The sequence below is a fragment of the Streptomyces sp. NPDC111606 genome, assembly GCF_055656945.1.
Genome location: NZ_JBVKBY010000012.1, coordinates 293,355 through 307,501, shown reverse-complemented (window position 1 = coordinate 307,501; position 14,147 = coordinate 293,355). Strand labels below are relative to the sequence as shown.

At 69.1% G+C, this 14,147-nt stretch carries 14 protein-coding genes; 5 read left to right on the top strand and 9 right to left on the bottom strand.

Translation table 11 applies throughout. The features are described from left to right. Positions 1–90: 90 nt before the first annotated feature. Complete coding sequence (gene dacB / locus ACZ7M7_RS36025; protein ID WP_472124371.1) at positions 91–1,728, bottom strand: D-alanyl-D-alanine carboxypeptidase/D-alanyl-D-alanine endopeptidase; 1,638 nt, start codon at positions 1,726–1,728, stop codon at positions 91–93. Between the two features lie 79 nt (positions 1,729–1,807). On the opposite strand from dacB, the gene ACZ7M7_RS36020 reads away from it, so the two are divergent. Both ACZ7M7_RS36020 and ACZ7M7_RS36015 read left to right on the top strand, forming a co-directional pair. Continuing rightward, entirely contained in the window at positions 1,808–2,299 is a 492-nt protein-coding gene (locus ACZ7M7_RS36020) for an inorganic diphosphatase (protein ID WP_164425123.1), read from the top strand. A gap of 118 nt (positions 2,300–2,417) precedes the next feature. Continuing rightward, a complete protein-coding gene (locus ACZ7M7_RS36015) occupies positions 2,418–4,049 on the top strand; it encodes a threonine/serine exporter family protein (protein ID WP_472124368.1) in 1,632 nt (543 codons plus the stop codon). Between the two features lie 91 nt (positions 4,050–4,140). Here ACZ7M7_RS36015 and ACZ7M7_RS36010 read toward each other — a convergent pair whose 3' ends face one another. Then, positions 4,141–5,049 carry a DedA family protein gene (locus ACZ7M7_RS36010; RefSeq protein ID WP_383610655.1) on the bottom strand — a complete coding sequence of 303 codons (909 nt, stop codon included), beginning with the start codon at positions 5,047–5,049 and terminating at the stop codon, positions 4,141–4,143. Positions 5,050–5,182: 133 nt separating this feature from the next. On the opposite strand from ACZ7M7_RS36010, the gene ACZ7M7_RS36005 reads away from it, so the two are divergent. Then, positions 5,183–5,548, top strand: a complete 366-nt coding sequence (locus ACZ7M7_RS36005; RefSeq protein WP_383610652.1) for a YbjQ family protein — start codon at positions 5,183–5,185, stop codon at positions 5,546–5,548. A gap of 27 nt (positions 5,549–5,575) precedes the next feature. On the opposite strand, the gene ACZ7M7_RS36000 is transcribed toward ACZ7M7_RS36005, so the two are convergent. After that, the gene (locus tag ACZ7M7_RS36000; protein ID WP_472124365.1) at positions 5,576–6,337 is read right to left on the bottom strand and encodes a MerR family transcriptional regulator; all 762 of its coding nucleotides are present in this window, start codon (positions 6,335–6,337) and stop codon (positions 5,576–5,578) included. Between the two features lie 88 nt (positions 6,338–6,425). Here ACZ7M7_RS36000 and ACZ7M7_RS35995 point away from each other — a divergent pair, with 88 nt between their 5' ends. Further along, the gene (locus tag ACZ7M7_RS35995) at positions 6,426–7,847 is read left to right on the top strand and encodes a glutamate decarboxylase (RefSeq protein WP_472124362.1); all 1,422 of its coding nucleotides are present in this window, start codon (positions 6,426–6,428) and stop codon (positions 7,845–7,847) included. Between the two features lie 45 nt (positions 7,848–7,892). Here the strand turns inward: ACZ7M7_RS35995 and ACZ7M7_RS35990 are convergent, their stop codons facing one another. The 5 genes from ACZ7M7_RS35990 to ACZ7M7_RS35970 form a co-directional block, all read right to left on the bottom strand. After that, positions 7,893–8,648 (bottom strand): ABC transporter permease, encoded by a 756-nt coding sequence (locus ACZ7M7_RS35990; protein WP_383610643.1) that lies wholly within the window; start codon positions 8,646–8,648, stop codon positions 7,893–7,895. Continuing rightward, entirely contained in the window at positions 8,645–9,610 is a 966-nt protein-coding gene (locus ACZ7M7_RS35985) for an ATP-binding cassette domain-containing protein (protein ID WP_472124359.1), read from the bottom strand. The genes ACZ7M7_RS35990 and ACZ7M7_RS35985 overlap by 4 nt, the downstream gene beginning before the upstream one ends. Before the next feature lie 73 nt (positions 9,611–9,683). Next, positions 9,684–10,325 (bottom strand): PadR family transcriptional regulator, encoded by a 642-nt coding sequence (locus ACZ7M7_RS35980; protein ID WP_472124356.1) that lies wholly within the window; start codon positions 10,323–10,325, stop codon positions 9,684–9,686. Positions 10,326–10,390: 65 nt separating this feature from the next. After that, complete coding sequence (locus ACZ7M7_RS35975; RefSeq protein ID WP_472124353.1) at positions 10,391–11,851, bottom strand: aldehyde dehydrogenase family protein; 1,461 nt, start codon at positions 11,849–11,851, stop codon at positions 10,391–10,393. Positions 11,852–11,991: 140 nt separating this feature from the next. After that, positions 11,992–12,816, bottom strand: coding sequence for a helix-turn-helix domain-containing protein (locus ACZ7M7_RS35970; protein WP_472124520.1), 825 nt, complete (start codon positions 12,814–12,816; stop codon positions 11,992–11,994). 333 nt (positions 12,817–13,149) lie between these two features. Here ACZ7M7_RS35970 and ACZ7M7_RS35965 point away from each other — a divergent pair, with 333 nt between their 5' ends. After that, positions 13,150–13,668: an ATP-binding protein gene (locus tag ACZ7M7_RS35965; RefSeq protein ID WP_383610632.1), complete on the top strand. Its 519-nt coding sequence runs from the start codon at positions 13,150–13,152 to the stop codon at positions 13,666–13,668. Positions 13,669–13,760: 92 nt separating this feature from the next. Here the strand turns inward: ACZ7M7_RS35965 and ACZ7M7_RS35960 are convergent, their stop codons facing one another. Further along, positions 13,761–13,979, bottom strand: a complete 219-nt coding sequence (locus tag ACZ7M7_RS35960; protein WP_052032434.1) for a DUF397 domain-containing protein — start codon at positions 13,977–13,979, stop codon at positions 13,761–13,763. Between the last annotated feature and the right edge of the window lie 168 nt (positions 13,980–14,147).

Below are 14,147 nucleotides of genomic sequence, written 5' to 3'. Positions count from 1 at the left end.
CGTGAGCGTTCCCACTTGGGGCAGGCCGTGCGGATTTGCGGAGGCGGGTCCGGCAGGGGCGGCCGCGAGTTGGACGGCGCCCGCCGGTGCCTAGCCGCAGCCGCAGGCCGCCAGTGCCGTTGCGGTTCTGTCCAGGGCCGACTGGGCGGCGTCCTTGTTCGTCGTGTTCGTTGCCAGGAAGGCGAAGGCCAGCAGGTGGCCGTCCTGGTCGACGACCGTGCCGGCCAGAGCGTTGACGCCGGTCAGGGTGCCTGTCTTGGCTCGGACGATGCCTGCCGCCCCGTCCGTGTAGCGGCTGCTCAGGGTGCCGGTGAAGCCGGCCACCGGGAGGCCGGTCAGCGCCGGGCGCAGTTGCGGGTGGGTCGGGTCGGCCGCCTTGGCCAGGAGGGACGTGAGCAGGTCCGCGGTGAGTTTGTCGTCGCGGTTGAGGCCGCTGCCGTCCTTGAAGGAGACGCCGGACACCGGCAGTCCGAGCTTCTTCAGCTGGGCCGCGATCGCCTGCCCGCCGCCGTTGAAGTCGGCGCGCTTGCCGCTCGCGACGGCCGTGTGGCGGGCGAGGGCCTCGGCGATGTCGTTGTCGCTGTTGGTGAGCATGCGCTCGACCAGGGAGGACAGCGGGGGCGAGGAGACCTCGGCGAGGGCCTCGGCCCGGTTCGTGGCCTTGGACGGGCCGGGGGACGTCGTCTTGATGCCGCGGTCGGCGAGGAAGGACGCGAACTTGGTCGCCGCGTCCATGGCCGGGTCCTTCGCCCGGGCCACCGGGCCGCTGGTGGAGTCGTCCGTGCGGGCCTCGTCGGCCATGAGGGCGCTGACCGGGGCGAGGTTGCCGTCCTCGCCGATGGGGTGCAGTTCGGGGCCCGCGTAGAGCGTCTTGTCATACGAGAGGGTGACCTCGCGTACGTCGCGCTTCTTCAGGGCCTGTGCGGTGGCGTCGGCCAGCTCGCGCAGGCTTGCCCAGCCGTCGGCCTCCTTGCGGGCCGTCAGGGTGGGGTCGCCGCCGCCGACCAGGACGAGTTCCTTGGTGTCGGGTTCGAGGGCCGTGCGGGTGGTGAGGCGGTGGTCGGGGCCCATCGCGGTGAGGGCGGCCGCGGCGGTGGCGATCTTCGTCGTCGACGCGGGCGTGAGGGGCTCGGCGGCTCCGACGCCGAAGAGGCGCTTGCCGCTGGCCACGTCCACGATCGCCGCCGACCTGCGCGTGCCGAGCTCAGGGACGTCCAGGAGCGGGCCCAGGAGGTCGGCGAGAGCCCGGCCGTTCGGGACCGAGTTCACGGTGCCGACGCCGCCGCCGAGGCCGGTCAGGACGGAGCCCGCGGAGGGGGCGGGACGGGGCGCCTCGCCCGCCGCATCGGACGAACCGGACGTATCAGTATTACGACCGTGATCTGCGCCACCCGTGCGCTCCTGGGCGGCCGCCCAGTCCCGCTCGGCCGTACGCTGACCGGTGGAGTCCCAGGGGCCGACGGCGGTCACCACTCCGGCGGCCAGCGCCAGTCCGGCGGTGGCGGCGCCCGCGGTGTACTGCCAGGTTTTCGGCTTCGTGATCCGCGCGGCCTGCGGTGATACGGCTCGTGCGAGCCGTGTGACCTGCGGTTTCGCGGCCGTCGCGGCGCGTGCGAGACGTGGGCGTACGGCGTCCGCGGCCCGTGCCAGACGCGGTCGAACGGCGCTCGCGACCCGCGTCACATGCGGTCTCGCGGCTCGCCAAGGCCTCAGCTCTGGCACGACCACCAGCCCCTTTCGCGATCACACACCTGCGTGAGGGACACTTAACCACCAGAACTATGTGCTGATCATGGAGGAGCCACCGGTGGAGTTCGACGTCACGATCGAGATTCCGAAGGGTTCACGGAACAAGTACGAGGTGGACCACGAGACCGGTCGGATCCGCCTGGACCGTCGACTCTTCACCTCGACCGCCTACCCGACCGACTACGGCTTCGTCGAGAACACTCTCGGCGAGGACGGCGACCCGCTGGACGCGCTGGTCATCCTTGACGAGCCGACCTTCCCGGGCTGCCTCATCAAGTGCCGCGCGATCGGCATGTTCCGGATGACGGACGAGGCGGGCGGCGACGACAAGCTGCTGTGCGTGCCGGCGACGGACCCGCGCCAGGAGCACCTGCGTGACATCCACCACGTCTCCGAGTTCGACCGCCTGGAGATCCAGCACTTCTTCGAGGTCTACAAGGACCTGGAGCCCGGCAAGTCCGTCGAGGGCGCCGACTGGGTGGGCCGCACCGACGCCGAGGCCGAGATCGAGCGGTCCTACAAGCGCTTCAAGGACCAGGGCGGCCACTGAGCCACCGGCACCTCTCAGCCACAAGTGAACGGGCTGCACGCGTGCGCGTGCAGCCCGTTCGCGTGTCTGTGCGCATACTGAGAGCGGCAGGAGGTGTCGTACAGGGAGTGCTACGCAGGTGACGGACGCGGAGGACCGCAAGCCGCAGTCGGACGAGGCGAGGATGGCCTTCACGCCTCCCGCCGGGATCGAGGTGGGCGACAGCGAGTCGGAGACCACGTCCGAGTTCGCCCTGCCCAAGGGGCTGGACGTGCTGCAGGCACCGCTCCACGAGCCCGAGGGATCGGCGTTCACCGCGCCCAGCGGCTACACCGCCGAGGACGCCTCGCCCGCGTTCACCCCGGCCGGCGGCATACCGCGGATAAGCCTGACCAAGGACCTGCCCTGGCAGGACCGGATGCGCACGATGCTGCGCATGCCGGTCACCGAGCGGCCCGCGCCGGAGCGGATGGCGCGGGCGGAGGACGAGGGCCCGGCCGTCCCGCGTGTGCTCGACCTGACCCTGCGTATCGGCGAACTGCTGCTGGCGGGCGGTGAGGGCGCCGAGGACGTCGAGGCCGCGATGTTCGCGGTCTGCCGCTCCTACGGCCTGGACCGCTGCGAGCCGAACGTCACCTTCACCCTGCTGTCGATCTCGTACCAGCCGTCGCTGGTGGACGATCCGGTGACGGCGTCGCGCACGGTACGGCGGCGCGGCACCGACTACACGCGCCTGGCCGCCGTGTACCAGCTCGTCGACGACCTCAGCGACCCGGAGAGCCACATCTCCCTGGAGGAGGCCTACGGGCGGCTCGCGGAGATCCGCCGTAACCGGCACCCGTACCCGACCTGGGTGCTGACCTCGGCGAGCGGGCTGCTCGCGGGGGCGGCCTCGGTGCTGGTGGGCGGTGACCTGATCGTGTTCATCGCGGCGATGCTCGGCGCGATGCTCGGCGACCGGCTGGCGTGGCTGTGTGCGGGCCGCGGGCTGCCGGAGTTCTACCAGTTCACGGTGGCCGCGATGCCGCCGGCCGCCATAGGGGTCGCGCTGACGCTGACGCACGTCGACGTGAAGGCGTCCGCGGTCATCACCGGTGGGCTGTTCGCGCTGCTGCCCGGACGGGCGCTGGTGGCGGGCGTGCAGGACGGGCTGACCGGCTTCTACATCACCGCGGCCGCGCGACTGCTGGAGGTCATGTACTTCTTCGTCGGCATCGTCGTCGGCGTGCTGGTGATCCTGTACTTCGGCGTGAACCTGGGTGCCAAGCTCACCCCGGACGAGGCGCTGCTCGCCTCCGACCGGCCGTACTGGCAGATCGCCGCGTCGATGCTGCTGTCGCTGACCTTCGCCGTGCTGCTCCAGCAGGAGCGGACCACGGTGCTCGCGGTGACCCTCAACGGGGGTGTCGCCTGGGTGGTGTACGGCGCGATGCACTACGCCGGTGAGTTCTCGCCGGTCGCCTCCACGGCCGTCGCGGCCGGGCTCGTGGGGCTGTTCGGGCAGTTGATGGCGCGCTACCGGTTCGCGTCCGCGTTGCCGTACACGACTGCGGCGATCGGGCCGCTGTTGCCGGGTTCCGCCACGTACTTCGGGCTGTTGGCGATCGCGCAGAACGATGTCGACGAGGGGCTGGTCTCCCTGGCCACGGCGGCTTCCCTGGCCATGGCCATCGCTATCGGGGTCAACCTCGGGTCGGAGATCTCTCGGTTGTTCCTGCGGATCGGATCGCCGGAGAAGCGGCGAGCTGCCAAGCGGACTCGAGGGTTCTGAGCGCCTGGTAGCTCGGTCGCTTCCGGATCGACGGCGGCTGCGGATCGTGTGTCGTTGACCGCGCAGTTCCCCGCGCCCCTGAAGGGGCCGTTCAGTAACCCTGGTTCGGCGGGTACTGCTGGTTCTGCTGACCGCCGTACGGCTGCTGCTGGCCGTAGCCCTGGGGGTACTGCTGGGCGTACGGCTGCTGTTGGGGCTGCTGCTGCGGCTGCTGTTGGCCGTAGTACTGCTGGTCGTAGTCGTACTGCTGCTGCCCCTGGTTGCCGTACTGCTGGGGGTGGTCCTCGGAGGGGATGCGGCGGAGCTGGGTCGTCGCGTCGTCCATCATCGGGGCCTGCTGGGCGTGCTGGGCGGGTGCGGCCGGGGCCTGGGCCGCCGCGCGCTTCTTCTTGGCGCGCTCCCGCAGGAACTCGACGATGATCGGAACCACGGAGATGAAGACGATCAGGATGAGGATCGCTTCGACGTTCTTCTTGATGAAGCCGATCTGGCCGAGCCAGTAGCCCGCGAGGGTGACGCCGGTGCCCCAGGCGATACCGCCGATGACGTTGTACGTGAGGAACGTCCGGTACTGCATACGGCCGGCGCCCGCCACGATCGGGGCGAAGGTGCGCACGATCGGCACGAAGCGGGCGAGGACGATCGCCTTCGGGCCGTACTTCTCCATGAACTCGTGGGCCTTCTCCAGGTTCTCCTGTTTGAAGAGCTTGGAGTTGGGCCGGTTGAAGAGCTTCGGGCCGAAGAACTTGCCGATCATGTACCCCACCTGGTCGCCGATGACGGCGGCCAGCACGATCAGGGTGCACACCAGCCACAGCGGCTGGCTGATGTAGTTCCCCTCGGCAACGAAGAGGCCCGCCGTGAACAGCAGGGAGTCCCCGGGCAGGAACGCGAAGAGGCCGGACTCGGCGAAGACGATCAGCAGGATGCCGGGGAGGCTGAAGGTCTCGATCAGATAGTCCGGGCTGAGCCACTCGGGGCCGAGCGCAAGCGTGGTCACGGGATTGTGGCTCCTGCGGGGAGGGGGCGGAGGCGAAGCTGGGTGCTCAAATTATCAACGCTGCACTGGCCGCCCAGGTTCCATGGACCCCCTCAGGATGCACTGTGCCCCTGCTGGGACAAAGCTGTGATTCATGGGCATCGAAGAGTACGGCGGCGGGCAGGAGCCACAGCCCGACGTTCTGGTGGTGACCACCAATGACATTCCCGGCTATCGGGTCACCTCGGTTCTGGGTGAGGTCTTCGGTCTGACCGTGCGCTCCCGGCATGTGGGCAGCCAGATCGGCGCCGGACTGAAGTCGCTGGTCGGCGGTGAGCTCAAGGGGCTCACCAAGACCCTCGTGGAGACCCGCAACCAGGCCATGCTGCGGCTCGTCGAGCAGGCGCAAGCGCGCGGGGCGAACGGCGTCCTGGCGTTCCGGTTCGACGTGTCGGAGGCGGCGGACGTGGGCACCGAGGTGTGTGCCTACGGGACGGCGGTGGTCCTGGCCCGGGAGTGACCCGCACGGGGCCCCGGGCCAGGATCCTCAGGAGGAGTGCCGGGCGGCGTTGGCGAGGATCGCGTCCCTCAGGTAGACCGCGAGGCCCGGCTTGGCCTGGTCGATGTTCTGGGTGAACCGCTCGTCGGAGACGTACATCTCGCCGAGGCAGGCGTGCATCTCGTGCCCGCAGTCGTAGTGATTGCGGGCGATCCCCCGGCGGTGCTCCTCGGCCGCGTCCATGGCCGCCTCGGAGTCGGCCGGCTCACCGGCCTCCATGAGCGTGACGAAGCGGCGGTTGAGCTCGTCGGCCTCGCGCTGGATCCGCTGCCAGTCCTCCTTGGTGTACGAGGCGGCGCGCTGCTGTGACTGCCGATAGGCGTCGGTGTTGCCCCAGCGCTCCTGCACCTCCTCCTCGTACTGGTCCGGGTCGAAGTCCCCGAACACCTCGAACTTCTCCTCCGGCGTGAGATTGATGCCCATCTTGCGTGCCTCCATGGCGTGCTCCACGGCCGTCGCCATCTTCTGCAGCTTCTCGATCCGGGCGGTCAGCAACTCGTGCTGGCGGCGCAGGTGTGCGCGCGGGTCCGCGTCCGGGTCGTCGAGCAGGGCGGCGACCTCCTCGAGCGGGAAGCCGAGCTCGCGGTAGAACAGGATCTGCTGCAGCCGGTCGAGGTCGGCGTCGCTGTAGCGCCGGTGGCCCGCGTGGCTGCGCTCGCTGGGCACGAGCAGGCCGATGTCGTCGTAGTGGTGCAGGGTGCGCACCGTCACTCCGGCGAAGCCGGCGACCTGTCCCACGGAGTAGCTCACTTCCGCTCCCTTCTCGGTACGCACTCCACGATGAGTCCTCACGCGGCGTGAGGTGCAAGCCCGGCGGCCCGGACCTACCGTCGTATACATGCCACTGCATCGTGGGAACAGCGAAGCACCGGACGACAAGGGCGGCGGGCGCAGGCTCGCGGTCAACCCCTTCTACGGCGAGACGAACCCGGTCAGCGGCATGACCGAGGCCCCGCCCACGCATCGGCTGCCCGACGCTCCCCTGCCGCCGGCGACGGCGTACCAGGTGGTGCACGACGAGCTGATGCTGGACGGCAACTCCCGGCTCAACCTGGCCACCTTCGTCACCACCTGGATGGAGCCGCAGGCCGGGGTGCTGATGGCGGAGTGCCGGGACAAGAACATGATCGACAAGGACGAGTACCCGCGCACCGCCGAGCTGGAGCGGCGCTGTGTGGCGATGCTCGCCGATCTGTGGAACGCGCCGGATCCCTCGGTGGCGGTGGGCTGCTCCACCACCGGGTCCAGCGAGGCGTGCATGCTCGCCGGTATGGCGCTCAAACGGCGGTGGGCGCAGCGCAACGCCGACCGGTACCCCGGCGCGCGCCCCAACCTGGTGATGGGCGTCAACGTCCAGGTCTGCTGGGACAAGTTCTGCAACTTCTGGGAGGTGGAGCCCCGCCTGGTCCCGATGGAGGGCGAACGGTTCCATCTGGACCCGCAGGCGGCGGCCGAGCTGTGCGACGAGAACACCATCGGCGTCGTCGGAATCCTGGGCTCCACCTTTGACGGTTCGTACGAGCCGATCGCGGACCTGTGTGCCGCCCTGGACGCCCTCCAGGAGCGCACGGGCCTCGACGTCCCGGTGCACGTCGACGGCGCGTCCGGTGCCATGGTGGCGCCCTTCCTCGACGAGGACCTGGTGTGGGACTTCCGGCTGCCGAGGGTCGCCTCGATCAACACCTCGGGGCACAAGTACGGGCTCGTCTACCCGGGTGTCGGCTGGGCGCTGTGGCGGGACAAGGAGGCGCTGCCCGAGGAGCTCGTCTTCCGGGTCAACTACCTGGGCGGCGACATGCCGACCTTCGCGCTGAACTTCTCGCGGCCCGGCGCCCAGGTGGTGGCGCAGTACTACTCGTTCCTGCGGCTGGGGCGGGAGGGGTTCCGGGCCGTGCAGCAGGCCTCGCGGGACGTGGCCGGGACCGTCGCCGGGGCCGTGGAGAAGCTCGGCGACTTCCGGCTGCTGACGCGGGGCGACCAGCTGCCCGTCTTCGCCTTCACGACGGCCCCGGACGTCCGGGCGTACGACGTCTTCGACGTATCCCGGCGGCTGCGCGAGAAGGGCTGGCTGGTCCCGGCGTACACCTTCCCGCCGAACCGCGAGGATCTGTCCGTCCTGCGGGTGGTGTGCCGCAACGGCTTCTCCGCGGACCTCGCCGAGCTGTTCGTGCAGGACCTGACCGTGTTGCTGCCGGAGCTGCGCCGGCAGCCGCACCCCCTGACACAGGACAGGGGGGCGGCCACCGGGTTCCACCACTAGGCGCCGCCCTAGGCCGCGGGGCAGGCGGGACTTTGCGGACACGGTCTAGCGGCTCAGGCGTCCGAACCGCCGTACCGCGAGCGGGAAGAACACCGCCAGGAGCACCAGCGGCCATACGATCGCCGCCCCGACGCCGTCCGTACCCGTGCCGCCGAACAGGTCCCGTACGGCCGTGGCCGTCTGGGACATCGGGTTCCACTCGACGACCGTGCCGAGCCAGCCCGGCATGGACTCGGGCAGCGCGATGGCGTTGGACAGGAAGCCGATCGGCCAGACGAGGATCTGCACCGCCTGCACCATCTCCGGCTTCCCGGCCACCAGCGCCAGGTGGATGCCGATCCACAGCATGGCGAAACGGAACAGCAGGAGCAGGCCCACGGCGCCCAGGAAGGCCCCTGGGCTGCCCTCCGCTCGCCAGCCCAGCGCGTATCCGATGCCCATCAGGGCGAACAGGGCCAGCGCCGACTGGAGCATGTCGGCCACCGAACGGCCCACCAGCACCGCACCGTTGGCCATCGGCATGGAGCGGAAGCGGTCGATCACGCCCTTGTTGAGGTCCTGGGTGACCGCGATCATCGTGCCCTCCAGGCCGAAGGCCATGGTGAGCGCGAGCATGCCGGGGACCAGGTAGTCGATGTAGGAGCCCTGCAGGCCCCGGCCGCCGCCGATGAGGTACCCGAACATCAGCAGCAGCATCACGGGGAAGACCAGGTTGACCACGACCTGCACGGGTTGCCGCGCCCAGTGGGCGAGTTCGCGGCGGGTCATGGTCCAGGAGTCGGTCAGTGCGTACGCGGTCACACGGCCTCCTTCACTCGTTCGTCGGACCCGGTCAGCTGCAGGAACACCTCGTCGAGCGTCGGGCGGCGCAGCGCGACGTCCTCGGCCTCGATCCCGGCCTCCTCCAGGGCCCGTACGACACCGGAGAGCGCCGCCATCCGGTCGGTGACCGGGGCGCTGAGCAGGCGGCGGTCGGGGTCCACCGAGACGTCGTCCTTCGGCACGGGCAGCAGGGCGACGGCCGCGCCCAGTTGGCCGGCGTCCCGCAGGACCACGTCGATGCGGTCGCCGCCGGTCAGCGCCTTGAGCTGGTCCGCGGTGCCGTCGGCGATGACCCGGCCGGCGTCGACGACCGAGATGCGGTCGGCGAGCTGGTCGGCCTCCTCGAGGTACTGGGTGGTGAGCAGGACCGTCGTGCCGCCGCCGACCAGGGACCGGACGGCGGACCAGACCTCGACGCGGCCGCGCGGGTCGAGACCGGTGGTGGGTTCGTCCAGGAAGAGCACCTCCGGGTCGGTGATGAGTGAGGCCGCCAGGTCCAGTCGCCGGCGCATGCCGCCGCTGTACTGCTTCACCGGCTTGCGGCCGGTGTCCGCGAGGCCGAAGCGCTCCAGGAGCTCGTCGGCCCGCACGCGCGCGGGGCGGGCGCCCAGGTGGTAGAGGCGGCCGAACATCTCGAGGTTCTGCCGGCCGCCCAACTCCTCGTCCAGGGCCGCGTGCTGGCCGAGCAGGCCGATGCGCAGGCGGACCTCGTAGGCCTGGCGCACCACGTCGTGTCCCGCCACCTCCACATGGCCGCTGTCCGGCCGCAGGAGGGTGGACAGGATGCGGACCAGGGTGGTCTTGCCCGCGCCGTTCGGGCCGAGCACTCCGTGCACGGTGCCGCGCGCGACCGTGAGGTCGAGCCCGTCCAGTGCGTGTTTGCCGGCTTTGCCGCCGTACTTCTTGCGTGCCCCTTCGACGATGATCGCCGCGTCGGCCACTGAATCTCCCTCGCTAGTCAAACTTGACTACCAGCTCGAAGCTAATACCCGGGGCGCACTTAGTCAAACTTGATTAGGGACGGTCCTCAGATTGCCGCTCCCCTGTCGCGTACGGGTTCTCCTGGTCGTCGGCAAGGATCCCGACGAACGGATCGCCCTCGCCGGAGAAGGTGTAGGCGCCGCCCCGGATGCGTTCGATCAGCCCGCGAGTCCACTCGGCGCCGGTGTCGGCTGAGTGGACCCAGAAGTTCATGATCTCGCCGATGTGGCCGAGCTGGGCGGGGCCCTCCTCGGGCGTGTAGTACTCCGTGACGGCCTTGCGCCACCCCTCGATACTGCGCACCCGCTCCTCCAGGAGGGCGAGGACTTCCTCGCGGTCCAGGTCGACCATGAAGCCGAGCGCGGCGGTGAGCACGTCAGGCCGCTGGTCGTAGGCCGTGAGGTACTGCCGCACCAGCCCGAGGTACTCCTCGGTGCCCTGCTGCGTGATCTCGTACTCCGTGCGCGGCGGCCCGCCGGCCGTGGACGGCGCGATCTCGTGGGCGTGCAGCAGCCCCTGCTTCGCCATCTGCTTCAGGGCGTGATAGATCGAGCCGGGCTTGGCATTGGACCACTCGTGCGCGCCCCAGTACTCCAGGTCGTTGCGCACCTGGTACCCATGGGCACGCCCGTGCTGCCGGACCGCGCCGAGCACGAGAAGACGGATCGCTGACATGCGGTCCAGATTAGGGCGGCGGGCGCCCGGGGCCGAGGTCAGCCCCGGGAAGCGCCCCGTTCACCTCAGAACGGGAAGCCGCTCCTGCCGTGCTGCACCGAGATCCACTTCGTCGTCGTGAACGCGTCCAGCATCGTCTCGCCGTTCAGGCGGCCGAGGCCGGAGTGCTTCTCGCCGCCGAAGGGGACGATCGGCTCGTCGTGGACGGTGCCGTCGTTGACGTGGAACATGCCGGTGTCGATCTGCTTGGCGAACGCGACGCCCCGCTCGATGTTGCCGGTGTGGACGGCACCGCTGAGACCGTACGGCGTGTCGTTGACGAGGCGTACGGCCTCCTCCTCGCCGTCGAACGGGACGAGGAAGGCGACCGGGCCGAAGACCTCCTGCTTCAGCAGGGGCGAGTCGGCCGGGAGGCCGGTGAGGACGGACGGCTCGACCAGGTTGTCCGTCGTCGTGCCGTGCACCAGGGCCGTCGCGCCCTCGGCGATCGCCTGCGCGACGGTGGCCGAAATGGCCTCCGCCTGCGAGGAGTTGATGACCGGGCCGATGACGGTCTCCGGGTCGCGCGGGTCGCCGGTCTTCAGGGTCTTCACCTTGGCGACGAACTTCTCGGTGAACCGGTCCGCGACCGAGCGGTCCACCAGGACGCGGTTCGCGGCCATGCAGACCTGGCCCTGATGGACGTACCGGCTGAAGACCGCCGCGTCGACCGCGTAGTCGATGTCGGCGTCGTCCAGGACCACCAGCGCGCTGTTGCCGCCGAGTTCGAGGACCGAGCGCTTGAAGAGCGAGGCGCAGACGGTGGCGACATGGCGGCCGACCTTGTCGGAGCCGGTGAAGGAGATGACCTTCGGGATCGGGTGCTCGAGGAAGGCGTCGCCGATCTCGGCTATGTCCGTGATGACGACGTTGAGGAGACCGGCGGGCAGGCCCGCGTCCTCGAAGATCTTCGCCACCAGGGAGCCACCGCAGATCGGGGTGTTCTGGTGCGGCTTCAGCACCACGCCGTTGCCGAGCGCGAGGGCCGGGGCGACCGACTTGATGGAGAGAAGGAAGGGGAAGTTGAAGGGGCTGATGACGCCGACGACGCCGACCGGGACGCGGTAGACGCGGTTCTCCTTGCCGTCGATCGGCGACGGGATGATCTTGCCCTCGGGGCGCAGGGACAGGTGAACCGCCTCGCGCAGGAACTCCTTGGCGAGGTGGAGCTCGAAGGCCGCCTTCAGCCGGGTGCCGCCGAGCTCGGCGATGATCACCTCGGTGATCTCCTGCTCACGGTCCTCTATCAGGCGCAGCGCCCTCTCGAAGACGGCACGGCGGGCGTACGGATTGGTCGCGCCCCACTGCTTCTGTGCGCGGGCGGCGGCCTGGTAGGCGTCGTCCACCTCGTCGACCGTGGCTATGGTGATCGACGCCAGCTTCTCACCGTCGTACGGGTTGAAGTCGATGATGTCCCAGGAGCCTGTGCCCGGGCGCCATTCACCGTCGATGTACTGCTGAGCCAGGTCGGTGAAGTAGGACGACATGTGATCCCTCAATCCCTAGCGGACACCCGATCGATTGATCACGGAAGCCTTGACCGGCTTTGACCGGCCTTGATCGCCTTGATCGACTCGATCACCTAGACCGTCTTCACGGTCTGATCACACGTCATCGTACTTGTGTTTCAAGAGAGTTGAAGGAGACCCCGGAGAAGATCCCGGCTCTCGTCCGGACCGGGGCTGTCCTGCTGGAGCTCCTTCAGCGCCTTCTCGTACTGGGCGACGTCCTCGTGCTTGTCGAGGTAGAGCGCGCTGGTGAGCTGCTCCAGGTAGACGACGTCCGACAGGTCGGACTCGGGGAAGCTGAGGAGGGTGAAGGCTCCGGACTCACCGGAGTGGCCGCCGAAGCCGAACGGCATGATCTGCAGCCGTACGTTCGGACGCTCGGAGATCTCGATCAGGTGCTGGAGCTGGCCGCGCATCACCTCGCGGTCACCGTACGGACGGCGCAGGGCGGCCTCGTCCAGGACGATGTGGAACTCTGGGGCGCTCTCGTCGACGAGGTACTTCTGCCGCTCCAGGCGCAGCGCCACACGCTTTTCGACGTCGGCCTTGCTCGCGCCCTTCATACCGCGCCTGACGACCGCGCGGGCATACGCCTCGGTCTGCAACAGGCCGTGCACGAACTGCACTTCGTACGCGCGGATGAGGCTCGCCGCGCCCTCCAGGCCGACGTACGTGGGGAACCAGCTGGGCAGGACGTCGGAGTAGCTGTGCCACCAGCCCGCGACGTTGGCCTCGCGGGCGAGGGAGAGGAGCGAGGCGCGCTCCTGCTCGTCCGTGATGCCGTAGAGCGTCAGCAGGTCTTCGACGTCACGCGTCTTGAAGCTCACCCGGCCCAGCTCCATCCGGCTGATCTTCGACTCGGAGGCGCGGATCGAGTAACCCGCCGCCTCGCGCGTGATCCCGCGCGCTTCCCGCAGTCGCCTCAGTTGCGAGCCGAGCAGCATGCGCCGCACCACCGATCCGGGCTCTCCCGCGCTCACGTTCGCCAGCCTCCCCAACCGTCTTCAGGGCCCGCAGTCTGCCACTAAATCACTTCGAGCAGTACTCGTCCGATTACAGAGATGGAAAGAAGACAAGGATTCCTCTCAGGAAGAGGTGAGGGATGAGCAAGGAGAGGCGCTGAAGTTGGCGGAAAAAATGGCCAACAAGCGGTACGGGAACGTCCAATTCGGTCACGTGCACGTGCATCTGCCCTTGCATCTGCCCTGCGCATCCGAAACCATGGTCCCGCGCAACCGCTGCATCGCAACGACCGCGAACTCCCGGGAGTGCCTCGCATGGGGACGAATGGATCGACCATGCTCGAGCCGTTACGGCAGGGCCTTCCGCCGCTTGATCCCGCAGCCGTCTCCAGCGCCGCCTCCTGTGCACTGCCCGCCCGCTACGAAGCGGTGCGTGAGGCGCGGAAGTTCACACGTCGCACTCTGGATCAGTGGGAACTGGGCGATCGCTTCGACGATGTGTGCCTCGTGGTCTCGGAGTTGGTGACCAACGCGCTGCGGCACGCCCTGCCGGCGAATGCGCAGCGTGTGCACGACCAGGCACCGCCGGTGCGGCTGCATCTGATGCGGTGGACCGAGCGGCTGGTGTGTGCGGTGCGCGACCCCAGTCATGACAGCCCGGTCGCGCGCGATTCCGACGACTTCTCTGCGGAGTCGGGGCGGGGGCTGTTCCTTGTGGACTCCTTCAGCGACGGCTGGGGGTGGCATCCGCTTGCCGGGGCGCTCAACGGCAAGGTGGTGTGGGCGCTGTTTCGGCTTCCGGCGCCGCAGGGGGGTTCGGGGGCGGCGGAATGATGTGCCGCGGCGTGTGCTGACGCCGTGGTTCTACGCGCGTTGCGTGGGTTGTTTCGTGCGGATATGCACTGGTGGCCCACGTTCGACTGCCCTCAGCCCGCTACCAAGTGATCGAACTCGCCGTCCTTGACGCCCAGGAGCATCGCCTCGATCTCGGCGCGGGTGTAGACGAGGGCCGGACCGTCCGGGAAGCGCGAGTTGCGCACGGCGACGTCACCGCCGGGGAGCCTCGCGAACTCCACGCAGGAGCCTTGCGAGTTGCTGTGCCTGCTCTTCTGCCAGGCCACCCCGTTCAGATCCGTGGCTGCCATGCCGTTGTACACGTCGTGGTCCACAGGTCGCTCCCCGGTGGTGTTCAGTGGTGTGCGTCCGGATCATAGCTCTGTTCACGTGCAACTGCATGAGCAGATGCACGTGCACGGGGGGTGTTCCTGTGGTTACTCCTGTGACGCACGCGGGGCCGCATGCGTTCCAGCGTT

What these genes read in the sequence shown, in the direction of transcription:
- ACZ7M7_RS36005 (WP_383610652.1), top strand. Translation starts at nt 5,183, where the DNA reads ATGGGCATCGAAGAGTACGGCGGCGGGCAGGAGCCACAGCCCGACGTT.
- ACZ7M7_RS35995 (WP_472124362.1), top strand. Translation starts at nt 6,426, where the DNA reads ATGCCACTGCATCGTGGGAACAGCGAAGCACCGGACGACAAGGGCGGC.
- ACZ7M7_RS35980 (WP_472124356.1), bottom strand. Translation starts at nt 10,325, where the DNA reads ATGTCAGCGATCCGTCTTCTCGTGCTCGGCGCGGTCCGGCAGCACGGG.
- ACZ7M7_RS35975 (WP_472124353.1), bottom strand. Translation starts at nt 11,851, where the DNA reads ATGTCGTCCTACTTCACCGACCTGGCTCAGCAGTACATCGACGGTGAA.
- ACZ7M7_RS35970 (WP_472124520.1), bottom strand. Translation starts at nt 12,816, where the DNA reads ATGCTGCTCGGCTCGCAACTGAGGCGACTGCGGGAAGCGCGCGGGATC.
- ACZ7M7_RS35965 (WP_383610632.1), top strand. Translation starts at nt 13,150, where the DNA reads ATGGGGACGAATGGATCGACCATGCTCGAGCCGTTACGGCAGGGCCTT.
- ACZ7M7_RS35960 (WP_052032434.1), bottom strand. Translation starts at nt 13,979, where the DNA reads ATGGCAGCCACGGATCTGAACGGGGTGGCCTGGCAGAAGAGCAGGCAC.